Below are 25,196 nucleotides of genomic sequence, written 5' to 3'. Positions count from 1 at the left end.
AGGCATAAGTCAACCCAGCTAGAAAGGATTGAACTGCATCCTTCCCGGACAAAGAACGTCGCTTGGGTCTGTGCAGGATGCAGGCATTGCGACACGACGTCGCGAACTTAGACTGCCTTCCTTTACCCATCTTATGCTTGTCGCATCTAGACGGAGTCCTGCACTTTCGCTAGTATGCCCAAAAAAGCAGGAATAAAACCCAATATGATTCATATAATTAATCATGGACAAACTACTAACAGCGTTATTCATTATACTTCTATTTTTCATCCCTCTATTATTGAGGCAGACGCCCGAAAAAGTCACTGAGCCCGGAGAACAGAAAGTGGAACTTTGCCCTGTAGACATTATGATTGCCGGTGCGGACAAGCCAATCTCGCTTGAGGAATATGTAGTGGGGGTCGTCGCAGCTGAAATGCCTGCAACGTTCCAGGAAGAGGCGCTAAAAGCTCAAGCGATTGCGGCCCGTACATATGCACTCCAGACAACAGATAACGGCAAAAAGGCAATTGCTCCTGACGTTTCCGCACAAGTTTATTCGTCAGAGGAGAAACGGAAAGAGCGATGGGGAAAAGAATTTAAGCGCAATGAAAAGAAAGTGCGTGCAGCGGTGGAAGCGACTGCGGGAGATACCATTGTTTATCAAGACAAAATGATATCGGCAATGTTTTTTTCCACATCTAATGGGAAGACTGAGACAGCACAAAACTTTAGCGGCAATGATATTCCCTATCTACAAAGTGTGGAAAGTCCCGGGGAGGGGGACGTTGAGGCAAAGGTAGAACGAACAGCCGAAATTCCGCTGGCTAAATGGAATAAAACAATCGGGGGCAAGTGGAATGCCGATAGTTTCAGGTCGTTACAACTTGTACGCAATCCAACGGGCCGTGTCCAAAAAGTCGTAACTTCTGAATTTCAAGCGAGTGGTAGGGAAGTGCGTGAATTATTGGGACTAGCATCCACGGACTTTGATATCGCATTTGATGTGACAAATAAAATAGTGCATGTAACAACGACAGGATATGGTCACGGAGTTGGGATGAGTCAATATGGAGCAGAAGCATATGCTCAGAAAGGATGGGCAGCCGAGAAAATTCTTTTACACTATTACACAGGCACGCAAATAAAAAAATTCACATTACTTGATTCCCAATGTTTAAAAACTCCTTCACTTGCAAATAATAGCGAGTGAGGTGATGACAATGCGAGAAGAAAAACCGAAAGCCCCTTCTCAGAAGAACAAAAGTGCAAAGACAAAAAGCTGGTTTTGGCCTGTAGTCTATTCGGGTATCGCAATCGTCTTCGTCGGCATGATCTGGGGTTATAATGCATTCATGAAAGATGATGCCCCAGGATTTGCGGACGTTGCAGGGAAGGACCCTAAAGACGGATTGACGGTCGAGACGAACGCTGTAAAGGAAATGCCTAAATATCCATTTCCTGAAGCGCTCATTGATGATGTGGCCATTCTGCAAGATTATTATGATGTAGATGCAGAGGAAGCCATGCGTGAAAGTGCTATGCTCGTATTCGATCAGCAATATGTGATGAACACTGGCGTAACCATTTCAGTACAAGGCAAGCCATTCGAAGTCGTCGCTTCACTAAGCGGCACCGTGGAGGATGTCGTGCTAGACCCATTTAAAGGTGATGAAATCATACTTTCTCATGCAGATGGGTTGAAAACAATCTATCGATCCGTCTCAGGTATTCTCGTTAAAAAAGGTGAAGAGGTGGATCAGGGCCAAGCGCTCGGCACCGCTGCAGAAAACGATTGGAATAGTACAGTCGGTATTCACATTAATTTCGAAGTCCAAAAAGATGGAGTAGTCGTCAATCCGCGCTCATATCTTGCATTTTAAAACAGCACGTTCCCAGCCATTCCCGAATCAATCCGGAGTGGCTTTTTTTTTGGTGAAATCAGACATATCCAACGCTGAACCGGTCATATCCGCCGCCGAATCGATCATATCCCACGCCGTCCGATTATAACCACCGCCGAATCGATCATAACCGTCGCCGAATCGATCATATCCCACGCTGTCCGATCGTAACCACCGCCGAATCGATCATATCCCACGCGACCCGATCATAACCGTCGCCGATCCGATCATATCCCGCGCCACCCGATCATAACCACCGCCGAAGCGATCATACCCCGCGCCTCCCGATCATAACCACCGCCGAAGCGATCATATCCCACGCTACCCGATCATAACCGCCGCCGAATCGATCATATCCCGCGCCACACGATCATAACCACCACCGAATCGATCATATCCCACGCCACCCGATAATATCCGCACGCCAACTAATCTACTGTCCCTCAACGACCGCCCGCATATCAAGCCCATTAATTGCATAAGATAAAGGAAGAATCGGACCTGACACGAAAGGAAGAGGGCGTGCACGAGCAAATACGGAGGCGATGCGTGCGCCTCGGAAAAATGTTGCTGGAAACTGGACTTACCGTACGGGCGTTAGCAAAAGCGACAGGCTATTCGAAAAGCACGGTCCACAAAGATTTGACGGAACGTTTGCCTAACGTCGATGTGGCACTGTCTGAAGAAGTCGCAAAAATACTTGCCTATCATAAGTCTGTCAGACATTTACGGGGCGGCGAGGCGACGAGAGTTAAATGGATGAACGAAACGAAAAAAGTAGGAAGCAGTTAGGATGAAAGGCGGATCGCAGACTCATTGCGATCCGCCTTTCCTATTGTCTAGGCTCCTGCCGCTAAACTCTCTCGTGATATGTCTTTCGCGTCTGAACGGCGCCTTCCACTTTTCGATTGTCTAGACTTCAGCGCCTAGCTCCTCGGGTCACTTCAGACTTTAAGATAAAGGCAAAGACCGCTTTTTTCTTAAAGCCTTTCAGTGCCTGTCGGAGCTGATCAGGCTCTTCCACTTTTCCTTTAATCTTTCAATCAAATAGTACTAAAGTATATTCATTGCCAGTTAACTATGGTAAAATTGTTAGTTAGAAGCGTATACATACACGGGAATATCCGATGATGCAGGTGGAAGGGGAAACAGAAACAATGTTTGCAAAAGATATTGGAATTGACCTCGGTACGGCCAACGTCTTAATACACGTTAAAGGAAAAGGGATTGTTCTAAACGAACCCTCAGTCGTGGCAATTGATAAAAACACGAATAAAGTACTGGCAGTCGGAGAAGAAGCAAGACAAATGGTTGGTAGGACGCCTGCCAATATTATTGCGATTAGACCTATGAAAGACGGGGTTATCGCTGATTTTGATGTAACAGAAGCTATGCTTAGCCACTTCATTAATAAATTGGACGTTAAAGGATTTTTATCAAAACCTAGAATTCTTATCTGTTGTCCTACAAACATTACGAGTGTTGAACAGAAAGCCATTCGGCAAGCCGCTGAAAAATCGGGCGGTAAGAAAATTTATCTTGAAGAAGAACCAAAAGTTGCAGCAATTGGAGCTGGAATGGATATTTTCCAACCGAGCGGCAACATGGTTGTCGATATTGGTGGAGGTACAACGGATGTCGCTGTTTTATCAATGGGAGATATCGTTACATCACGCTCGATCACTGTAGCTGGAGATACTTTTGACAACGATATTACACAATATATTAAACAACATTATAAGTTGCTTATCGGAGAACGAACTGCAGAAAATATCAAATTCAATGTTGGTACGGTTTTCCCAGGCAGTCGAAAAGAACAGATAGACATAAGAGGACGCGACATGGTTTCGGGACTTCCCCGCACTGTGACAATCCATTCAGATGAAATCGCTGTAGCACTAAAAGAATCAATCTATATGATTGTCCATGCAGCGAAAAATGTCTTGGAAAAAACACCACCTGAATTGTCTGCTGACATTATCGATCGTGGCGTATTTCTTACTGGGGGCGGTGCGTTATTGCACGGCATCGACCAATTACTCGCTGATGAATTGAAAGTACCTGTATTCATTTCAGATAATCCGCTCGATTGCGTTGCAATTGGGACAGGCATTTTATTGGAGAATATGGATAAAATCTCTAACCGTTAGAAATTGTTAACAACTCTAATTTTGAAGTAAGAGGAGGTGGACATATGTTCCGTGGATTTTACACAGTTGGATCAGGGATGATTGCACAGCAACGCAGAACAGAAATGCTGGCGAATAATATGGCGAATGCCAACACGCCAGGCTTCAAGGCGGAGCAATCGGTGATTCGCTCGTTTCCTGAAATGTATATGTCGAGTATTAACACGGCAAAAATCCCAACAGAAAATGGCTTTCAAATGAAGGGCTTATCTCCGGTAGGTTCAGTTTCAACGGGTGTTTACATGCAGGAGACGTTGCCATTATTCACGCAGGGACAATTGCGCGAAACTGAGCTGACGACCGATATCGCTCTGATTGACGGTCGCTTACCGATTGATGCAGAAACAGGAACTCAGGGTGCCATCTTCTTCAGACTTGAAAATGAAGGTGGAAGTGAGCAATATACAAAGAACGGTAGTTTCACACTTGATCCAAGCGGGTTTTTGACAAGTGCAGGTGGCGCCTATGTTCTTGATAATAACGGGCAACGGATTGCCTTGCAAAACGATGATTTTCGTGTAACGGATGAAGGCATAATTATGGACGGCGACACGGCTGTCGCAACACTTGGTATTTCATTTGCACAGCGCCCTGACATGCTTCTGAAACAAGGAAATGGCATGTTCGTAACAGAAGGCGGCGAAAACCTTGCAGCCGCAAACGGCACGGCAGGCGTCACCTATTCGATGCAGCAAGGTTATCTCGAAGGTTCCAATGTTGATGCAGCACGAACGATGACGGACATGCTTACTGCATACCGTGCATTCGAGGCCAATCAAAAAATTCTTCAAGCCTATGACCGCAGCATGGAAAAGGCAGTAACGGAAGTGGGACGTGTCAACTAATGACACGCGATTTGAAAGGGAGCGGGATGCATGATACGCACAATGACGACAGCAACAAATACGTTGAGTCAATTGCAAAGTCAAATGGATATAATCGGAAATAACCTTGCGAACATTTCAACGAATGGTTATAAAGCAAGCGATGCTAAATTCCAAGAGATGTTATACCAACAATTCAACAATGACAAAGCAGATACTGCGCCGCGTCAATCACCTACCGGCATCCGCTACGGATCAGGTGCTGTACTTGGTCAATCACAGATGAACTGGAAAGCGGGTTCATTGCAAATGACGGGCCGCGAACTCGACTTTGCACTGACTACACCAAAACAGTATTTCAATGTCCTAATGCCTGACGGAGGCGGGGAACAAACTGTCTATACACGTCAAGGGAATTTTTACGTTTCTCCAGTTGCTAATGGACAAGTGATGCTTGTAAATGGTGACGGATATCCGGTTGCAAACAGTGCGGGATTGCCAATTACGTTTTCCGATAATGTTACAAATTATACAGTTAACCCAGGTGGAAATTTGCAACTGACAAATGCAGACGGGACGACGCAAACAATCGAGCTGGCCGTGACAGTGATGGAACGTCCAAATTTAATGCAGCGTTTATCAGGAACGAATTTCGCGTTGCCTGAAAATTTGGCGGATCTTGGTGTCACACAACAGCAAGTTCTAATTGAATTACAAGGTGCAGCGCGAAACGTAATTGGATTGGAAGGTCAGGCACTCGAAGCATCGAACGTTAACTCTCAGAAAGAGATGACGGATCTCATTAGTGTGCAACGTAATTATCAATTTAATGCGCGGGCAGTGACGCTTGCAGATCAAATGCTCGGTCTGATTAACGGCATCCGATAAGTTCTTGATAAAAATAGTATCGTTCGGCTCTGAAGTGTATGAGACAGACGAAAAGGGTAGTCTACCTGCATCCGGTAGCTATCTGATGACCGGACAATTAGGGAGTACTGAATATGACAGATGAAAAAAGAAACAACTTGAATTCGAATGATTCAAGGAAAAAGGAGAGTGCACCGCCTTTAATTCGGTCTACTCGTAAAGAACGCGGAAGACAAAATAAGCCGGTGGAGGAAACTCCACCGAAAAAGCAATTTTGGGTCCAAATTCGCATCCTTCCAATTTGGCTTCGTGTGATACTTGTTCTCTTGCTTCTAGCCGGTGCAGCCTATCTTGGTGCCTTGGTAGGATACAGCAGTATCGGTGATGGGGATTCGAGTGATGTCTTTAAGAAAGAAACTTGGATTCACATTATGGATATCATTAATGGGAAAGAGTCGTAAAAGACTCTTTCGTTTTGAATAGAAAAGTACTGAAATGTCAGGAGGATGACTATGCTAACAGCAGAACAGATACAAGCGATTTTGCCGCATCGTTACCCGTTTCTTATGGTAGACCGGATTCTTGAGGTCGAAGAAGGAAAACGAGCAGTAGGCATAAAAAATGTGACAATCAATGAAGATTTCTTCAATGGACATTTCCCAGGTTATCCGGTTATGCCAGGCGTTCTTATTGTGGAAGCGCTCGCACAAGTTGGTGCCGTCGCTTTATTGCAAAAAGAAGAAAATAAAGGACGTCTTGCCTTTTTTGCCGGGATTGACAATTGTCGCTTCAAACGGCAAGTAACGCCAGGTGATACGTTAAAACTCGAAGTGGAAATCACACGACTTCGCGGTACGATTGGTAAAGGTAAAGCAATCGCAACGGTTAACGGAGAAATCGCATGCGAAACAGAAATTACGTTTGCATTAGGTCCTATAGTTTCAAAAAATGGGAACTAAATTTGCGAACACCTTGAAATTTGGTTACAATGGTCATTACGGTGCGGTTACAATGCACTTCTAAAGTGGGAGGTAACAAATCAGTATGTTTAAAGATCTTTCTCCAAATTTAAAAAGTAGCATTACTAGGTCCATCACACAGACATTCGAACAATACATGAGCGATATCGAGTGGTCCGGTGAAAAATTCAGTATCGATGATTATATCGCCAGCTGGCGTGAATATATTACCGTAAAAGCACTCTGGTATTCAAAAATTCCAGAAGAAATGAAAATTGATCCGGAATTCCATGAAGACCTCGCGCAGCGTATCAATGAAATCATCGCCCGCATCCTCAGTGAGCCGCCATCTGAAGAACAGATTGTGGAGATCCAAAGCATGCAGGAAGAGCTTGATACTCATTACGAGTATCACTGTAAAGCCGAAGCGGTATACATTGACACATTGCTAAAAAAATATTTAGAAGCTTAAAAAAGAAACATGGATAGTTCCCTCATTTCGGGCAAAGCTACGAAGTATCATACAGGTTTGTGTGATAGACGGCTTGTGGAGAGGAGGGAATCTTTTCATGTTCAAAAAAGCGATACCACTTGTTCTTATGTCGGGACTAGTCCTTACAGCTTGTGCAAACAACGATGCAGTTCCGAATAACAATGAAACTCCAATGGAAAAAGTGGAGGATCGAACGAAGGACATAACACCCGAAGTGAACGATGAGCAAACAGGACCGAATATGGATGGTCTCGAGAACGAGAACGGCACCGGTGTGGATAACGGAGTCATTAATAACAACAATGGAGTACGAAACGATGTCATCGAAAATGATAACAACGCGACTCCGAATGAAGGCGTTATTAATGATGGAGAAACGAACACGAATACACCAACTGGTACAACTAGCGACAAAAATCTAGATCGGAACAAAACGAATGGAAACAATCGTTAACCGCAAGCCGTGCGGGAACCGCCTCGTAACACTAGAGGCGGTTTTTTTATGCAAAAGCGCAGGGCGCCGCCCAGACGCGACAGGCATAAGGCAGGTAAAAGGAAGGCAGTCTAAGTTCGCGACGTCGTGTCGCAACGACTGCATGACCTGCATCCCACAGGCCCAAGCGGCGTCTTTTGCCGCACAGTCGGGCTGCCTTATGACCCGAGCGTTTGGCGCCCGGAGTCTAGCCGTATACAAAAGTGGAAGCGTCTGTTCAGCCCCGACAGGCACTGAAAGACTTGAAGAAAAAGGCGTTCTTTGCCTTTATCTTCAAGTCCGAAGTGTCCCGAGGGGCTAGGCGCTGAAGTCTAGCCGTATACAAAAGCGCAGTGTGTCTTACAGTTTTTCTCAACAAAAAAACTGCCCGTATTCCAGGCAGCACGAAGTCATTCATTCTCTTTTTCTTGATCCTTTTTTAAACGTGGTCGAGAGCGCATATCGGATTCGAATCGCTGTAGCAATTCGGCGCCGCCCATTCCCTCACCAATCAATTCTTCCAGCAACTGTTCTGCATACTGTGCACGTGCTCGTTTCAAGCGGCCTTTCATTAACACAGAGACATTATCCCCAATCAACTTAACCCCTTTGACAGCAACGCGAAAAGCAGCTGGTTCATTTTCAGGATAAGAAATAACGACTTTCACTTCAAGTAATTCTTCATCAGCCATCCACTTTTCAAAAATGGGTTGATGTTCCTTATCAATGAACATCTCCAATATCCACATACGGTGACTGTTCTCCTGATTGATTATAATTCCGTCTATGAGAGGGAAATCCAGCATACGCTCTTCGTGTAATATTCCGACAGACAACATTTTGAATGTTTTCATCGGTATCCACCTCAATCTTTTTCCTTTTATTATACCATAGGCACAAATTTCATCGACAAACTTAAAACATGGCAAACTTAAATTATTGACGAATCGGATAAATTCAAGTCTGGCATAAGGTTATGCCGTTTATGTAGATAAATGTAACTTCGTAGTTAAGCAAATAGGGTTTTTATAGCGAATAATAGACTGAAAATTGGGATATCGTGTATTGCACAAATTAGACTAAACCAAGTAAGATGAAATTAATAAACGAGAGAGGAGGAAATCGATTGAATCAAGTTGCACTGGTTGGACGTATTACAAAAGATCCAATTCTGAGAAGAGTATCAGAAGGAAGGGTACAATCAAGTTTTGTACTTGCTGTGAACCGCAATTTTAAAAACCAAAAAGGAGAAGTGGAGACAGATTTCGTACTTTGTACGCTGTGGGGAAAGGCGGCGGAGAATACTGCTAAACATTGCGGTAAAGGATCTCTAATCGGGGTAGGCGGGCGCATTCAGTCTAGGTCCTACGAACGCGAAGACAAGAGTAGAATCTATGTAACAGAGGTGATTGCTGAGGATATCCGGTTCATTTTAACGAAAAAACGCACCAATGACAACTTGTATAGTGAACAGGTAGGTAGAATGACACTTCCGACGGAGGAGAAAAGTGATGCTGAGCATTTCAATCTCCCCAGCCGTGAAACAGAAGGATTACCGATTTTTTGACCAGGCACAATGATACATAAAAAGCCGGGGAATGGTCGTGAAAAGGAGGGGATAGACTAGCCGGACGACAAACCGGGGCGGTACCGACAACTGAAAATGGATAGGTAGTAAGCAAAGCTCTTGTTAGTGGAACGCAGCCCAAGAGGAAGGTAGTCTAAAGTCGCCGCGTATTGCGACAACGACTGCATGATCAGCATCCTGCTGGCCTTGACAACTAAGGGGGATGGGGCTCAATCCCTCTAGGCTGAATGACCTGTATTCTGTAGGCGCTAATAGGCTATATGTGAGGAAAAGAAATAACCGTACATGTCAACAGAAGGGGTTCTGCCCATGTTCGGTCAGAGTGAGAGTAAAGTATCGCGAACAGATGCTCAGTGGCGTCTGTTCGCGGTAAATAAGGGGAATGTAACGCTAATATCCGATGGGGTCGGATATCTTACGTCGAAAAACGCTAATGGGGATCCCGAGGACGGAGGCTGTTCCCGTCAATGGGATCCACACAAGCGGATTATGAAGAGAAAGGAGTGTGGAACATGACTACAATTAAAAAGGACATGAAACGGATGGAAATGCAAATTGAACAATTAATCAGCATTGTAGCCAATCAGAACAATCGCCTGAATCGAATTGAAGACCTAGAAAGGAAGAAAAAATTCGGAACTGTACATATTATTCCACTTGCGGAACGTGTGTAAGAGGATTCGACAACGGTAAGTAAAAAGACCCCAGTGCCACTGGTGGCTCAGGAGTCTTCTTACATAGCATAATTTTAGTTGTCAAACGATAATAGATCGTCCAGTTCCGTTTCGGACAAATCAGACAGCCATTGACTTGATTGGATGAGATCCGCGGACAATGCAGCTTTCTCGACAAGCATCTTGTCGATTTTTTCTTCAATAGTTCCAATCGTCACAAACTTATGGACATGGACAAATTTTGTCTGGCCTATGCGATAAGCACGGTCGGTAGCTTGATTTTCGACGGCTGGATTCCACCATCTATCTGCATGCAATACGTGGTTTGCACCAGTCAAGTTCAGTCCAGTTCCACCAGCTTTTAACGATAAGATGAAAATAGGGAATTCGCCTTCTTGGAAAGCCTCGACAAGACGGTCACGCTGACCTTTCGGCATACTGCCTGTCAAGAATGGTACATCGATTCCATGAAGTTCAGACAAGCATTGACGAATAAGTTGCCCCATGCCAATGTATTGCGTGAAGATAAGGCATTGTTCCTTATTAGCAGCGATTTCAGCTGCCATTGACACAATTAAGTCTAGCTTATTGGATCTAGAAAGTAATTGTGTTGCTGGAGCGTGCGGTTCTTTCAAGAATAAGGCCGGATGGTTACAGAGCTGTTTTAATCGGCTAAGCATTTTTAAAATAAGGCCTTTCTTTTCAAAACCGGTAAGTGTCTGCAACTTGAATTTCGTTTCTTCAAGGAAACTTTCATATAAGGCAGCCTGTTCAGTCGTTAAAGGACAATATTCATTTTGCTCAAGTTTTTGTGGAAGATTCAGCTGTAAATCGGGATCACTCTTCGTTCTGCGTAGAAGGAACGGACGGATTTTTGCTCGTAGCTTCCGCTTATCCGCTTCAGAATCATCACGTTCAATCGGGATGATGAAGTTATCCGTGAACTTGCGGAAACTGCCGAAGTATCCTTTGTGAATAAAGTCGAAAATCGCCCATAGCTCTGATAAACGGTTCTCAATCGGTGTACCGGTTAGTGCGATATGATGCTTGCCGCGAAGTTTTCGGATGACACGGGACTGTTTTGTCTGCATGTTCTTTATGTTTTGTGCTTCATCCAGTGTAATGCTGGCAAATTCCGTTTCTGCTAGCATCTCGCCATCCTGTGAAGCAGTACCGTATGTTGTAAGAACGACGTCGGGCTTCAGTTGAGCCATTAGTTCTTTAAAGCTTTCGTCTTTTGCACGTAATGGGCCATAGTGTGTATGGACAGAAAGCGTTGGTGCAAACCGTTCAATCTCTTTCTGCCAGTTGCCGAGAACACTCGTCGGACAAACGATGAGTGACGGTGAATCTGTATCAGGTCTTGCATGGATATTCAGTAAATAGGTGATAAGCTGAACTGTCTTACCCAGTCCCATATCGTCGGCAAGACATGCACCAAAACTATTATCACGCATAAAGGTAAGCCAGTTATAGCCGTCTTCTTGGTATGGTCGAAGTTCAGCAAGTAAATCCTTTGAAATACCGGCTGCTGGAAGCCCCTTTTTATCGGCTAGCATTTCCATATAGCCTCGAAGCGATTGGTGCATAGTGAAAGCAAAAAGTGGGTCATCGATATCTTCGTCCTCTTCAAGCGGAACAATCTCTTCCGGTACGTCTTGGAACAGCAGGTCTTTAACAGTCCACTCCCCAGCATCCGCACGATCCATTAAATCACGAATTTTTCTGAGCCAAAGGGGATCGATATGGAACCATTCATCACCAGAGCGGATGTATTCACGGTTTTCATCGACAAGCTTACGGAATGAATCCTGATCAATTGGATTACCAGCAAGAGAGAAATTCCAATCGAAAGATAGCACTTCGTCCAAGCCTGTAGCCGATTTATACGATTGTATGCCCGCGTTCGTTCGAATACGCAATTTTGATTCTGTCACCGATTTCAACCATGCAGGCAGGATGACAGGATAGCCGAACGATTGAAGTAGCGGAAGGTCTTCTTTAATGAATGTCCGTACTTCCGGATCAGACATCGGTGTGGACAAAAAGCTTCCGCTTGAAGCAAGCTCTACAGAGCCAAGGAATGATGTCATTTCGGATTGCTTTTTCACAACTTCATCTGCGAATGGTTTCCATTTAGCAGGAAGCGCATCAGCCGCAGGTGCATTCACTTTCCGGGCGGCAGGTGTCCAGTGCGCACCGCGTTCGCCGATAATAACTGTTTCAAGAAGCCATTCCGTATCTGTCTCGGCTTCTGGTTCAGTTAAGCGGAAGGCAACACTGATTGGAATTGTGGAAACGGATTCGCCCGGCCAGCCGTACATCCGTAAATGGGGTAGCAGGGAAGCTAGTAGATCGGGATTGATAGCAGATGCAGCAAGTTTGCTGCTGACTGCTTGGCTGATAACGGCCGCAGCCCCTTCTGATATGCCCGCTTTGCTACCGTCAAAACGAATAGTGTTACCGTCTACTTCTGCATAATTCCATAGATTAGGGTCGGTCCAGGCGCTAGTTGCCTCACGAATTGAAGAAAGCTGAGTATCGTCTGCATCCGTCAGTCCAACGAATGTAACATAGGGGTGCATAACAGAAAAAACTTGAAGCAGTTGGTCTGCTTGTAAATAAGCAACTTCATCATCCATATTTGCAAGAAGCCCGTAAAGTGCACGCTCATTGTTGAAGAATAGGAAGGAAACAAGATCATCTGGGGCGACTGGCAACCCTCTGCCATCTTCAGCGGCAATGGAATATAGTTCGTCTTCCATCAAACGGATGCTCAGACGAAAAAGGCGGTTCAATGTGAATGTTCCTGTCATAAGTTCAAATTCCCTTTCTCCATTTCTTCCATCAATGCGCGTAGTCTGCGGTTTTTTTCACGCACTGTATCGATATATTGATTCCAAAAGTCAGCTTTTCCGCTTTTCTTCGAACCAGTTTTCATTTGTTTAAACAATTTGACGGCGCGCCGATAACTGTGACGGTTCTTTTCTTTGATGAAACCCATAGCAAATGTATGGAGTAGGGGCAAGACGGCTGATGGATCCGAAGCCAGTGCGACTTTTAAGCCACCCGCTTCTGCGCCGTCATATGAAACGCCGTATCTATGCATGAGAGCCGCCCATTCGCCGAATCGTTCACGTTCAACCAAAAAGTCAGCGTAAACATCGATGCCGGGTTCACCATATTGAGCAAACATGCTTTCACGTAATTCTTCCGAGAAATCTGCCGCTTCGAATAAACCATCGATGTCCCGCACGAAAGCAGGACGAGATGAAAGTGAAACAGAATCACTTACGTAATCGCCGATGAAGGGCAACAAAGCGTGCATAATTATAGATAGGGCCTTGGTTTCATCATTATTTTCCGCTAGTTTTGCAAGCGGTAGCCATGTAGCAACATTAGTAGCTGTTACATGTGTAACGAGTTTCGCTAACTCATCATGTTCTCCTTGAATCAAGTGGAAAAAGGCGATGAAAATTCGAGCTTCCTCTGATTCTTCATTCGTGAGAATCGTTAGTTCAGTGTCTCGGGCAGCTCGAAAAGGAAATAGTTGCTGCCAAAAAAGACGATAGACTTGGAATCGCTCATGGAAGAGCCCGGAATTTCCTAGGGCGAATGTTCGAACGAGACTTTTCACCCGTTCATGAAAAGCATCTGCTTCAAACAGTTTCGGTTTTGCACCGATTGCATTGACGCTATCATTCAGCTTTCCGAGCTGTTCCGTCAACCAGTTTTGCACATACCACTTCCCGTAGAAAAAGGAAGTTGGTTCACCGCCGAGATGGCCTTTTACATACGTCCATCCAGCATCCAGTACATGTAATCGATAATAAAGTTCAAAAAGAGGTTTCCATTCATATTCAAACGGAATAAGCGGAGTAGCTTTTTGATCAATTATAGAAGATTCGTGGATGAATACACCCGGATTTTCCGCAACTTCAATTGCACGAAGCGGCTGAGTTAAGCGTGTCAGGACGTCGATCCATGCATCTGGGGTACGTTCTGAAATGGACAGTGCCATCTGTTGTGATTCAGTTCTGCGCCATTCGTGTAGCCATTCGCTCAAAGAATTGTGTTGTGAATAAAGATGAAATACGACTGCAATTCGGTGCGAACACCAGCCAGCGTATCCGCATGTACAATTCGCATCTACTTTGTTGAAAGAAAGGCGCACGTTTTCTGAGTCTACGCCAAGGAGAGTAGCTATTACTGCGCCTTCAGATGGCGCATACCTATAGGAATTGGTGGCACCATTTCTGACAAGAGCCACAGCACGTCTGATTTCGAGTGCATTGCGTTCTATATCTGGCCGTAGGGCATGTTTAATTGTATTCATAAATTCATTTATTTCATTTTCGTGCAAGTAGGATACACGTTCGACAGTCATATTCATCGGACCACTCCCTAAGAAAAGCATTCCTTCTATTATACCGCTTTTCTCCAGTGAGCGGAAATGAAGTTATTCCATATCTTGTTCTTTTGTTTGTTTATCTATAAAAGTAAAGAGCATATTCGTTAAAAAGCCGAAGAAGGAGTGAGGAATTGGAGAAGATTGTTCTATACGTACCTGATTTGGAGTCTCAGTTTCATCATAATAAAGAGTTTCAAGAAAGTATTACTCCATTATCATGCACGATTTCGCCCATCATTAATCATATCATCTACGAATCTGTGGAACGTAAATTATATTTTCGCTCGGTGGCATTTGGAACGATGGAATTTCAGTTTGTGCTGCTCGACTTTAGGCGTAACAATATTGTGTTCGTGAGAAAGAGGGATTCTCCCGGAGATGTAAACTGTGGCGTATATGAATGGTTATCATCATTGAAATTTCAATTCGAGCCAAGAAAGATGTCATTTGTAATGGAAAGGCCAAACGATAATTATGTGTTGCGGCAACATATATAGATGAATAGCATACTATAATAATAAACTGTTCACAAACTAGCCACAGTTGTGATAAACTAATAACAATCAGAATATTCTATATTGGAGGGGAGAAAGATGCTATCAGTTCAACGAATGACACCATTTTACACGAGTCAAGAAGATTTTCAACTCAGACTAGTGTTTGCTTATCAATACTTTTCCATTCTTAAAGGGGGGGACGTATTTCAATTCATCCCGTCAGAGGGAAAAGAAATTGTCATTAATACCAAGAGTTTGCAAGTCGAAAACCTCGGAGAAGTATTCGTTTTCCAACGAGGGAACCGTTTTATTCGATTACCGCTCTACCAATTGCTCCTTATTTCAGATCTTCATATCCATTTGACCACTATTCTTGAAGGAACGATGGGGCTGGAAATGGAAGTAGAGACGCTAGAAGTCGTAACATTAGAAGCGGTGGGTATCATTGAACAACTGGAAGCCGATAACAGGTTGCGCATGATTGATTATGCACTCGAAACAGACAACATACAAATGTTCAATGAACTGACGGAAGGACTGCAGCAAAATTGAAAAGTGAAACTTAACAAACACCTGTCGTTAGCGGTTAACGGTAGGTGTTTTTTTATTGCCCTGGCACCTTATATAGTTCAACCTGTAATGAAGTAAAGAGCCACAATGAAAATGGTGGAACCTGTCAAACCAAAAAGAATGTCTTGCCATGTGAATGCAGAAATTCCCTCTTTATTCATAGCTATCCGCCCCTTTGTCGATTTCCCGGGAAATAAGCCGGTATTTATTCCCCAATAAATCATTCAGTTTTAGTAGAAAGTATAATTTTTTGACTTAGAATAGTGTCTAGCTCTAGCTCTAGCTCCAGCGCCTAGCCCCTCGAGTCGCTTCAGTCCTGAAGTTAAAGGCAAATTGCGCCTTTATCTTCAGACCCTCAGCGCTTGTCGCGTCTACCAGGCGCCTTCCACTTTTCTTATTGTCTAGACTCCAGGCGCCAGCCGCTCGGGTCATAAGCAATCCAGCTATGTAGCAAAGAGCGCTACGTCGCTGGATCGACTTATGCCCGTCACGTCTACCAGGCGCTTCCACTTTTCTTAGAAGAATGGACAAAAAGTGCGCTTCTTAAACATGTTTTATATGTTTCTGCAACCCATTAAAGAAGGATAATAGTAAAAAAACATTGCTTACTAGCATCCAAACATTGCAAATCTCTCAATTTTTGCTAAAGTAATCATAGTAGATCAATTACGTCTCGGCGTAAATTCGCTTGGATTTTGGATTGCGCTTGAGCACGTCCAGTATCCGTGCTTAGGAGTTCGGGTCATAAGTCAAAGCTACTCTGTGGCAAAATCCGTCACGATGCATCTTCATCTTATGCTTGTCGACCCTAAGCTTTTGAGAGATTATCTCGTTTTAAAATTTGTACTATCCGCCGTGGGCTTAGGTCGACGGGGAGGAATTGTAGTTTATTCTTCTTTGTTAAGGTAACTTCATCAAATTCAGCAATAGTGAGCAGAAAGGGATTACCGTAATGTTTTTTGACTTTAAGTTTTGGCATTTCTTGACGAATCCACATCAGCTGGCAAACCAACTTGAAAATTCTTCAATGCGCGGCTTCAAAAAACGTGTGTTATTCATAGCTTTTTTCGGTGTTCTTTTATTCGCCGTTCGTGATATATGGGGAATGAATACAGAGTCAATCACAGCACTCCTTTCCACAATGACCACAACAGACTATACAATTGCACGATATGTATCAGTACTTGGTGCACTCATGTGGGCCCTTATGTATATGGCGTTTCATTTCTTTGGTTTTGCATACATATTAAGTCGATTGACGGCAATTCCGTTTAAAAAGTTATTACCTTTACAACTACTTGTGACGGGTATTCTATTACTCGAGAAAGCAGTTTTGCTTCTTGTCTTTACGATGAAGGGAGCAACAACAAGTGTTTCATTCCTATCATTTGGTCCACTTGCGCTAACATTTCTCGATTCCTGGTATATCATTCTATTCCTCAATCAATTGACAGTGACAACTGCACTTATCATTGCACTTCAATCACGGTTTATCGGTGCGTATACGGGTCATACCGAACGCAAAGGGTTTATCTGGATACTTATAGGAATCCACGTAGCAATGGCCCTTATAGTTGCGGCTATTGGATTTATTCCACTAGAAAGCTTGTTCCATTCCTTTGTAGAAGGGGGTGTTGGTAGTGAATAAAGTGACGAATATTGCTATTGCTGTCGCAATCAGTGCATTTCTAGCAGTGAATTTTTATCTGCTATTTTCCGATAAAAGCGTCATCACCAAATCAGTATATGTCGAACGCTATGAACGTATGACAAGCAGTGATCACAGAGAAGAGCTCGCTAAAGAAGGCTTTGTTGCTCCCGAAGAAACCTATACAGTATACGTCGGTAATGACGATACGGTAGATTCGTGGCTAGTTAAAGAAGGCGATCCCGTTACAGTGGGGGAAGAAATTGCTATTCTACAAACAGAACGTGCAGAAGGACAGCGCGCTGTATGGGAAGCCGAACGCGAGGCTCTTCAACAACAGACATCATCTGTTCGAAGCATGATATCAGGTCTTGAGTCTGAGCGGGAGGAAGCTCAATCGGATAGTTCTTCGAATGTGAATCGTAAAGATAACGTGTCGGAAAATACAACCGACAAAAAAGTGGAAGTAGGACTGAATGTTGATGTCCAGGTAGATGTGAAGCAGGACGGATCATTTGCACAGGCAATCGCAGCGGCTGAACAGGATCTTGCAGAAATTGAACGCCAGCAAACAGTTGTTGAGGCGCAATTATCACAAAATCCAGGGAGACCTGCTCTAATTAGCCCTGTTGACGGTATAGTTTCTAAAGTAACGCGTACCGGTTCCACGCTGTCAGTTGATATTTTCAGCTCACAAAAAGTGATTGTCACATATGCAAAAAATGACGAGTGGCAAAAAATTCGAAATGGTGATCAGGTCTTAATCCAAGGGGATAGCATCGAAAATGCAGTAGAAGGAACGGTTCTTTCTGTTTCCGAGGCACCTGCAATCGACAACGAATGGCTCCAAGCCTACAAAGAACTCGACGAAACCAAAGTGAAGAATCCACTTGCTTATTATGAAGTACGAATTTTGACGGATGCTACTGATCAATCGGTGCCATTTGGAACAAATGTCAATGCAATCGTTATTGTCAATGAAGCGCTGGATGTCACTTCAGTGAAAGAAAAGTGGCTTCATGACTTGTACAAAGAAACGGCGTATGCATGGATAATTGATAATGAAGGTCGTGCTAAACAAGTGGCCATTGCGACACCGTTCACATGGGAAACTCGGGCGGTCGTGTCGCAAGGTCTCAATCTTGGAGATGTAGTTGTTTATGAACCTGAACTTGCTACGTATGGATATTCACCTACGGTATTCATGTCATTGCCTACAGAGTTGCCTTCAAAAAAACAATGGAGAGCATTCGGGTGGAAAAATTACGTGAAATATATACTTATAAGATGACATCAGAACCCCGAATCTTCGGGGTTTTTTGATGCTCTACTATTCTTTCGTTACGAAACTGTAATAGGAATGTAGCAATTGAAAGGTTTTAGAAGAACTAGAAAGGGTATTTTCAATACTAGCTAGCCAAATAGCTTATTGAAAAATACTAGGAGGCGTTATGAGATGGTAACACGACATGTAGTTGGCTATTATGATACAGAAACTGAAGCAATCGCGGCAATTGAAGATTTAAAAAGACAAGGATATGTGTCAGATGACATATCTGTTATGAGTAAACATACAGCAAATGCGGATGTTATTGCAGAAGAAACAGGAACATATGCAGCAGATGGTGCAGCCACAGGGGCAGCAACTGGCGGAATTCTAGGAGGACTTGGCGGCGTGCTCGCGGGAATCGGTGCACTCGCAATACCAGGAATTGGCCCAATCATCGCAGCTGGCCCAATTGTAGCAGGCATTACTGGCGCAGCTGCCGGAGCGGGAGTTGGCGGACTAGCCGGAGCACTTATCGGCATGGGTATCCCTGAAGAAGAAGCGAACCGCTACAACGATTACTTCAATGAAGGAAAAATCCTGGTCCTTCTTGATGGTGACTATTCAAGACCGAATGATCGATTTCCCCCAATCGTCTAATGTCATATAAATGCAGACAGCCACCCAATTTTAGTTGGGTGGCTGTCTGTTTGTGGTTCGGAGGCTGACAGGGGGAAGTTGTACATATGATTGGTTGGCAAGGAGATATGATTGGTCATGCAGCGATTATGATTGGTCGTGTAGATATATGATTGTTCTTGCAAAAGATATGATCGGTTTACAAGTTATATAGTCGGTTGGTCGTGATATATGATCGTTTTCCCACTTTGTAGTGCGTTAAATTTATTGATTTTCATTGAAAATTTTATGATCTGTCGCCCGTCGTTTCAGAAAAGCAGAAATTAGAGTGCTAGGACCATTGAATTGTTTCCACTATTATCCATAAATCGTATGGACTACTATTCTTTGATTCTTACGAAGTCCCTTTGAACGATTTTTTCAATTACGCATGATTTTCCCCGAAATACACGTTTTGTATCATATTAAATCTATTTTTATTATGATAGATTCTTTATGTCGCACTATTTTGTTAAGTGCGAATAAATGGGTAAAGGGGAGATGGGATTTGAAGAGGAATAATTTTACTAAATTTTTCAGTGCATTTTTAGCTCTTGCAATGGTGCTTTCACTACTAACGCCATTCACAGCATCGGCAAATGCAGAAAAGGCAAAACCATTCAAGCCGAATAATCACAGCGAAAGTATTATGCAACAGAAAGCAGCTATCGCCGAACAATTAAATCTGTTGGATGGTGGTTCCAAGTTACACAAAGACTTACAAGGGTTAACTGGAAATGGACAAGTCGCAGTTATTGTTCATTTATCCGAAAAGCCAGTTGCACTTGAACAGGGGATTAAAGAGTTAGCGGGGAAAACATTCACTTCTGCAGAAGCAACGGCAGTGAAAAAGAAAGTGAAAACGCAACAGACAGCTATGAAAAAAGAGATGCAAGTGAAGAACATTAATTTTACTGAGAAATTCGCGTACGATACTGTACTAAATGGTTTTTCTGCGACTGTACAAGCAGGAGATCTTGAAAAGTTACTGGCTATTAAAGGTGTTACATTAATTGAACCGGATACTGAAGTGCATGCATTTGAAGCTCCAGTTTCATCTGGAACGGTAGATGCAAATATGAACACCAGCATTTCATTCCTAGGAATTGAAAGGCTTTGGGCTGAAGGAATTGAAGGACAAGGGATTAAAGTCGCTGTACTTGATACAGGAATTGATAAAGATCACCCTGACTTTGCTGGTATTTATAAAGGCGGAAAGAACTTCATTCCAAATTCTGCTACTTATACAAGAACCCGTGCAGATAATGATGCATCGGAAACGTCACCTGTTGAACGACCAGCAGGAACGCCTGAATTTAGCGCAACTGGAAGCGCTTTCTATACATCACATGGTACGCACGTGGCAGGAACAATTGCTGCAATCGGGGCGAATCCGTACGGAGTTAAAGGGATTGCACCGAAAGTAGATCTTTACGCATACCGCGTTCTGGGAGCTTACGGTAGCGGATCTACTTCGGGAATCATCGCGGCAATTGAAGAGTCAGTTAAACAAAAGATGGATGTTATCAATCTTTCCCTTGGTGGGGGAGCAAATTCTGAAACTGACGGAGGTTCATTTGCCATCAATAATGCGATGATGGCCGGAACGATTTCCGTAATCGCAACAGGAAACTCGGGTCCGAAACGTGGAACGATGGGTACACCGTCGACAGCACGTCTTGGAATTGCAGTTGGCAACACAACGAATCCTGAAGCGAATTTTGACAGCAACGTACATGTAACAGTCGGAGACTACCAATTATCTAAAACCATCAACTTAATGGGAACTACATTTGGAGCAGATTTAACAACACAATTGTCGGGTGAATATGAAGTCCTAGCAGTGCCTGGAATGGGTACTAAAGCTGACTATAACGGACTCGACGCTAACGGGAAAGTAGCACTTGTCTCACGAGGAGATATCGCATTCGTCGACAAAATTGCCGTCGCAAAAGAAGCAGGCGCAATTGCAATTCTTATCCATAACTTTGCAGGCGGTTCAAATGCACCGAACGCTTCTGGAACATTCTTAGGAGATGCATTTGAATTCATCCCAGCTTATGATTTGTCACAAACAGACGGAGATGCAATTCGTGCAGCTCTTAAAGGCGGTCAAGGAACTGTAACGTTCAGTAATTTCAATAAAACAATGACAATTGGAGACAATGTCAACGATTCCAGTTCACGTGGACCGTCGACTCCAAACTTTGATATCAAACCAGACGTTAGTGCGCCTGGAACGAATATCATGTCAACAATTCCAATGTACAAAGCAGATTTTCCAGCTGCAAGTTATGAAGAAGCTTTCACACGTAAAACAGGTACATCAATGGCAACACCGCATATTGCAGGAATTGCAGCACTTGTTAAGCAAGCAAATCCAGGTTGGAGTGCTTTTGACGTGAAAGTCGCGCTATCCAACAGTGCAAAAATTTTAGATACGACCAAATACGATGTCATGTCTCAAGGTGCAGGACGTGTGCAAGCTTATGCAGCAGCACATCCGACTATCCTTGCATATGCAATGGATGAGGCAGTGTTGGATACAAGCGGTGAAATTGTCGACAATATTAAAGGGACAGTCACTTTCGGTCCTCAATCAATCAAAGAAAAAAACATTTCCGTTACAAAAGACATTCTTGTAAAAGATATGAAAGGTAACGGAGGAAATTATAATGTAACCGTCGATGTTACGAAATCATTCGAAGATGCAAAAGTGACCGTCGACAAATCAGCATTCACATTGAATGGTGAGCAATTGTTAACAGTTACATTAACGGCTTCGAAAAAAGCAAACGCACCACCAGGTTCCGAAATTCTGGGCTATATTCACATTAACGGTGAAGGCACTGAAGTTTCATTACCATTCGCAGCGGAGTTTGGCGGAGCACCGGCATCTGCATTTGAAAACTTCGCAATCACGGAAACAGATCTTTCATTCAACAATGACGGTATAAAAGACTCGGCTGTTCTGTCATTTAAACTGACAGGCGATGTCACAACAAATTACATCGAACTATGGGATATCATGGATCCTGAAGGCGGAGAATATGGAGACGGCTATATCGGCTACTTACATGCAGGTACTTCGCTCGCAGCCGGTTCTTACACGCTCAACGTGGCAGGAAATTACAAACCTTGGACTGAAGGTGCAGCTCAAACAACAATTCCTGATGGACTCTACACAATTGACTTCACTGGACAAATAGTTTCAGGCGAACCAGCAATTCTTAGTGGCTACGTTGGTCCGGTCGTCGTGAAATCTGAAGCCGGTACAATTGAAGGAGCACTTAAAGGTACAGCTGCAACAGGTAAAATCATTGACAAGTATATTGACTACCAAGCTGAACTTGTAAACTATGATTTAGGCTATGACGTAAATACGAAACTCAAAGCAAGTTACGAAGTGATGGAAAACGACACGGTGAAATCGTCCGGTCCTGTTAAATTAGCACAAGACGGATCATTTACAATCGACGTTGGTACGTTAACAAAAGATAACAGTGTCAAAGTGAAATATGTTGACGCTGCAGGCAATGCCGCAGAAAAAGTACTAGTCGATGATGGAACAGGCGTCAAGTATTCTGTGGATAAAGAAGAACTAGCACTGCAAGTAGGCGGTACAGAAAACCTAACAGTAACTGAAACAACAACAAAAGCGGACGGAACAAAAGAAGACAAAAATGTCACAGCAGAAGCAACATTCGTGTCTGCTGATGAAAAAATTGTAACAGTTAAAAATGGTGCAGTAACAGCAGTCGCCGCAGGTAAAACAGCAATCACAGTAAGCTACAAAGAATTCACAGCAACAATCGCAGTCGAAGTGGCAGCGAAAGATGGTCAAGACCAAGTTACGTATTCTGTAAGCAAAACGAATCTTACAATAGGCGTTGGTCAACAAGAACAACTCTTCGTCACACAAAAAACGACAAAGGCTGATGGTTCAGTCGTTGAAAAAGACGTAACAGGAACAGTGAATTATGATGTCGTCAACAGCGATATTGCAAAATTTGAGAAAGGTCTCATCACAGCACTTGCGGCAGGTAAAACGCAAGCACGCGTCATGGTTCCAGGACAAGAAGATATGTACGTTTACCTTGAAGTGACAGCAGCACCGCAAGATCAGGTTACTTATTCAGTTAGTAAAAAGAACCTAACAATCGGTGTTGGCCAATCAGAACAATTTTACGTCACCCAAACGACGACAAAAGCGGATGGCACAGTCACTGAAAAAGACGTCACAGGAAATGGCAGCTACAACGCAGTCAACAATAAAGTTGCTACAGTCAAAAAAGGACTCGTAACAGCACTTGCAGAAGGCCAAACACAAGTCCGTGTTATGATTCCAAACGAGGAAGCCATCTACGTTTACGTTGAGGTAGTGAAACTTCCTCAGGATATCATTACGTACAAAGTGAATAAAACAAATGTGAAAATGAATGTCGGCGACCAATTACAGTTGAAAGTGACAGAAACAACGCTGACTCCGAAAGGACAAACGAGCAAAAAAGACGTCACAGCAACAACTTCATTCAAAGTCGTCAACAATAAAATTGCAAAAGTTCAAAAAGGTCTAGTCACAGCGATTACAGGAGGTCAAACACAAGTACTTGTCACAATCCCAGATCAGGATCCAATCCTTGTCTACCTGAACGTGAAAGGCGACGTAATCACCTATTCAGTCGATAAAAACAGCGTCGCACTTAAAGCAGGCGCAACTGAACATTTAACAGTAATAGAAAAAACAACAAAAGCTGACGGCTCTGTCACAAAGAAAAACGTGACAGCAGATTCTAAATTTAAATCTGCGAATTCTAAAGTCGTCACATTAAGTAAAGGGTTAGTCACAGCAGTCGGACCAGGCGAAACGGCCATCTCAATTTCACACCCGAACTTCACGACGACTGTCACGGCGATTGTTGAAAAAGACGTACTAACCTATTCAGTCGATAAAAACAGCGTCGCACTTAAAGCAGGCGCAACTGAACAATTAACTGTAATAGAAAAAACAACAAAAGCTGACGGCTCTGTCAATGAGAAAAACGTGACAGCAGATTCTAAATTTAAATCTGCGAACTCTAAAGTCGTCACATTAAGTAAAGGGTTAGTCACAGCAGTCGGACCAGGAGAAACGGTCATTACAGTTGCACACCCGAACTTCACAACGACAGTCACAGCGATTGTCGAACAAGACGTAATAATCACAACAGAATTGATCACAAACCCAGCAGCACTTGAATTGGTAGTCGGGGAATCTTCTCGCATTTCAGTTCAATCGATTGAAACGAAAAATGGTGAGGCGACATCGACAGACGTGACAGAAATTGCTGCATATAGCGGGTTCGATTCAACGGTCATCGATGTTCAGCAAGGCCAAATCATTGCAGTCGGCGCTGGTGAAACAACAATCACAGCTTCTTACGGCAGTGACGTTGCAACCATTTTCGTCAAAGTCGATATGGTTTCAGTACCAGAAGTACCGGAAGCGCCTGAGGTACCTCAGTCACCAGGAGCTCAGAAATATAGTGTTTCTGAAGCAGAAATTGCAGCTTATGTGAACGATAAACAGGCAAAAGAAATCTTCATTGCACTACCTGAAAATGGAGAGGAAATTGCAATCGAATTCAACTCAACAATCCTAAATACAATCGTTAATGCTAAGAAAGGCTTAGTCGTCACTAGAGGCGAAACGTCATTCTTCTTCTCGAAAAAAGCAGTCGAGAAACTTATGCAACAAGCAGGCGGTGATGCTACAATCACGTTAAGCGAAGCAAATGCATCTTCTATAGCAGATGCAATTTCAGAAAACTTTATCGTTAATCTTGAGGGCGGTACTGGCGATAATCGATTTGCGTTGAATCAATTCAATGAAAAAATCGAAATCGTTCTCCCGATAGACACGTCTAAAGTGATCAAGAACAACAAAATAGCGGTACGAGATCTACATTCAACTAACACAATAAAAGCGAAATACAACAATGGAGTACTTGAATTCACAGCGACTGGTCCAGGTAGTTTCGTTGTGATCAATACTTCCACAGCGAACCGCGCAGGTAACTTTGTCGCTATCAGCTATTAATTTAAAAAAGGAGCACATTGAGTTTGATATGCTTCCCCATTAGGTAGATAGATTAAAAATAAAAGCTGGACTAAAGATTTTTTTAGTTCAGCTTTTA

Annotated in this window: 22 protein-coding genes; 18 read left to right on the top strand and 4 right to left on the bottom strand. The window is 43.4% G+C overall.

Features of this window, described 5'->3' with window-relative positions:
• The first annotated feature begins 223 nt into the window (after positions 1 to 223).
• Together spoIID and MKY15_RS04820 are read left to right on the top strand one after the other, a co-directional pair.
• Entirely contained in the window at positions 224 to 1,192 is a 969-nt protein-coding gene (spoIID, locus tag MKY15_RS04825; protein WP_067213100.1) for a stage II sporulation protein D, read from the top strand.
• 10 nt (positions 1,193 to 1,202) lie between these two features.
• Positions 1,203 to 1,862, top strand: coding sequence for a M23 family metallopeptidase (locus MKY15_RS04820; protein WP_067213098.1), 660 nt, complete (start codon positions 1,203 to 1,205; stop codon positions 1,860 to 1,862).
• A 342-nt stretch (positions 1,863 to 2,204) separates the two neighbouring features.
• Here MKY15_RS04820 and MKY15_RS04815 read toward each other — a convergent pair whose 3' ends face one another.
• Positions 2,205 to 2,330: a hypothetical protein gene (locus MKY15_RS04815; protein ID WP_342539171.1), complete on the bottom strand. Its 126-nt coding sequence runs from the start codon at positions 2,328 to 2,330 to the stop codon at positions 2,205 to 2,207.
• A 75-nt stretch (positions 2,331 to 2,405) separates the two neighbouring features.
• On the opposite strand from MKY15_RS04815, the gene MKY15_RS04810 reads away from it, so the two are divergent.
• The 8 genes from MKY15_RS04810 to MKY15_RS04775 all read left to right on the top strand — a co-directional run bounded on the left by MKY15_RS04810 (position 2,406) and on the right by MKY15_RS04775 (position 7,669).
• A complete protein-coding gene (locus tag MKY15_RS04810; protein ID WP_067213089.1) occupies positions 2,406 to 2,675 on the top strand; it encodes a sporulation transcriptional regulator SpoIIID in 270 nt (89 codons plus the stop codon).
• A 365-nt stretch (positions 2,676 to 3,040) separates the two neighbouring features.
• Positions 3,041 to 4,033, top strand: a complete 993-nt coding sequence (locus tag MKY15_RS04805; RefSeq protein WP_067214073.1) for a rod shape-determining protein — start codon at positions 3,041 to 3,043, stop codon at positions 4,031 to 4,033.
• 44 nt (positions 4,034 to 4,077) lie between these two features.
• A complete protein-coding gene (locus MKY15_RS04800; RefSeq protein WP_067213085.1) occupies positions 4,078 to 4,917 on the top strand; it encodes a flagellar hook-basal body protein in 840 nt (279 codons plus the stop codon).
• A gap of 30 nt (positions 4,918 to 4,947) precedes the next feature.
• Positions 4,948 to 5,784: a flagellar hook-basal body protein gene (locus MKY15_RS04795; RefSeq protein ID WP_342539170.1), complete on the top strand. Its 837-nt coding sequence runs from the start codon at positions 4,948 to 4,950 to the stop codon at positions 5,782 to 5,784.
• A 113-nt stretch (positions 5,785 to 5,897) separates the two neighbouring features.
• Positions 5,898 to 6,224 carry a DNA-directed RNA polymerase subunit beta gene (locus MKY15_RS04790; protein WP_082786736.1) on the top strand — a complete coding sequence of 109 codons (327 nt, stop codon included), beginning with the start codon at positions 5,898 to 5,900 and terminating at the stop codon, positions 6,222 to 6,224.
• A 51-nt stretch (positions 6,225 to 6,275) separates the two neighbouring features.
• Positions 6,276 to 6,722 (top strand): 3-hydroxyacyl-ACP dehydratase FabZ, encoded by a 447-nt coding sequence (gene fabZ, locus MKY15_RS04785; protein WP_067213080.1) that lies wholly within the window; start codon positions 6,276 to 6,278, stop codon positions 6,720 to 6,722.
• An 85-nt stretch (positions 6,723 to 6,807) separates the two neighbouring features.
• Positions 6,808 to 7,194, top strand: a complete 387-nt coding sequence (locus tag MKY15_RS04780; protein WP_067213076.1) for a hypothetical protein — start codon at positions 6,808 to 6,810, stop codon at positions 7,192 to 7,194.
• Between the two features lie 97 nt (positions 7,195 to 7,291).
• Complete coding sequence (locus MKY15_RS04775; RefSeq protein WP_067213073.1) at positions 7,292 to 7,669, top strand: hypothetical protein; 378 nt, start codon at positions 7,292 to 7,294, stop codon at positions 7,667 to 7,669.
• Positions 7,670 to 8,097: 428 nt separating this feature from the next.
• On the opposite strand, the gene MKY15_RS04770 is transcribed toward MKY15_RS04775, so the two are convergent.
• Positions 8,098 to 8,541, bottom strand: a complete 444-nt coding sequence (locus tag MKY15_RS04770; RefSeq protein WP_067213070.1) for a YwpF family protein — start codon at positions 8,539 to 8,541, stop codon at positions 8,098 to 8,100.
• 272 nt (positions 8,542 to 8,813) lie between these two features.
• Here MKY15_RS04770 and ssb point away from each other — a divergent pair, with 272 nt between their 5' ends.
• The gene (gene ssb, locus MKY15_RS04765; protein ID WP_342539169.1) at positions 8,814 to 9,254 is read left to right on the top strand and encodes a single-stranded DNA-binding protein; all 441 of its coding nucleotides are present in this window, start codon (positions 8,814 to 8,816) and stop codon (positions 9,252 to 9,254) included.
• Between the two features lie 533 nt (positions 9,255 to 9,787).
• Positions 9,788 to 9,949 (top strand): hypothetical protein, encoded by a 162-nt coding sequence (locus tag MKY15_RS04760; RefSeq protein WP_156476111.1) that lies wholly within the window; start codon positions 9,788 to 9,790, stop codon positions 9,947 to 9,949.
• Between the two features lie 74 nt (positions 9,950 to 10,023).
• Here the strand turns inward: MKY15_RS04760 and MKY15_RS04755 are convergent, their stop codons facing one another.
• On the bottom strand, positions 10,024 to 12,765 hold the full coding sequence (locus tag MKY15_RS04755) for a DEAD/DEAH box helicase (protein ID WP_067213061.1): 2,742 nt from the start codon (positions 12,763 to 12,765) through the stop codon (positions 10,024 to 10,026).
• Entirely contained in the window at positions 12,762 to 14,342 is a 1,581-nt protein-coding gene (locus tag MKY15_RS04750; RefSeq protein ID WP_187045911.1) for an SWIM zinc finger family protein, read from the bottom strand. Before MKY15_RS04750 ends, MKY15_RS04755 begins: the two co-directional genes overlap by 4 nt.
• Before the next feature lie 149 nt (positions 14,343 to 14,491).
• Between MKY15_RS04750 and MKY15_RS04745 the strand changes: the two genes are divergently transcribed.
• The 6 genes from MKY15_RS04745 to MKY15_RS04720 all read left to right on the top strand — a co-directional run bounded on the left by MKY15_RS04745 (position 14,492) and on the right by MKY15_RS04720 (position 25,099).
• On the top strand, positions 14,492 to 14,857 hold the full coding sequence (locus MKY15_RS04745) for a hypothetical protein (RefSeq protein ID WP_067213056.1): 366 nt from the start codon (positions 14,492 to 14,494) through the stop codon (positions 14,855 to 14,857).
• Positions 14,858 to 14,953: 96 nt separating this feature from the next.
• A complete protein-coding gene (locus MKY15_RS04740; RefSeq protein WP_067213053.1) occupies positions 14,954 to 15,409 on the top strand; it encodes a transcriptional regulator in 456 nt (151 codons plus the stop codon).
• Between the two features lie 970 nt (positions 15,410 to 16,379).
• A complete protein-coding gene (locus MKY15_RS04735; RefSeq protein ID WP_338654979.1) occupies positions 16,380 to 17,075 on the top strand; it encodes a hypothetical protein in 696 nt (231 codons plus the stop codon).
• Positions 17,068 to 18,366 (top strand): efflux RND transporter periplasmic adaptor subunit, encoded by a 1,299-nt coding sequence (locus tag MKY15_RS04730; RefSeq protein WP_340766937.1) that lies wholly within the window; start codon positions 17,068 to 17,070, stop codon positions 18,364 to 18,366. The genes MKY15_RS04735 and MKY15_RS04730 overlap by 8 nt, the downstream gene beginning before the upstream one ends.
• A gap of 165 nt (positions 18,367 to 18,531) precedes the next feature.
• Positions 18,532 to 19,002 carry a general stress protein gene (locus tag MKY15_RS04725; RefSeq protein WP_067213042.1) on the top strand — a complete coding sequence of 157 codons (471 nt, stop codon included), beginning with the start codon at positions 18,532 to 18,534 and terminating at the stop codon, positions 19,000 to 19,002.
• 526 nt (positions 19,003 to 19,528) lie between these two features.
• Positions 19,529 to 25,099: a S8 family serine peptidase gene (locus tag MKY15_RS04720; protein WP_342539168.1), complete on the top strand. Its 5,571-nt coding sequence runs from the start codon at positions 19,529 to 19,531 to the stop codon at positions 25,097 to 25,099.
• The last annotated feature ends 97 nt before the right edge of the window (positions 25,100 to 25,196 follow it).

The sequence above is a fragment of the Sporosarcina sp. FSL K6-1540 genome (assembly GCF_038620285.1).
Taxonomy (GTDB): domain Bacteria; phylum Bacillota; class Bacilli; order Bacillales_A; family Planococcaceae; genus Sporosarcina; species Sporosarcina psychrophila.
The sequence above is the reverse complement of the archived record's forward strand: the minus strand, read 5'-3'. Positions and strand labels throughout refer to the sequence as shown.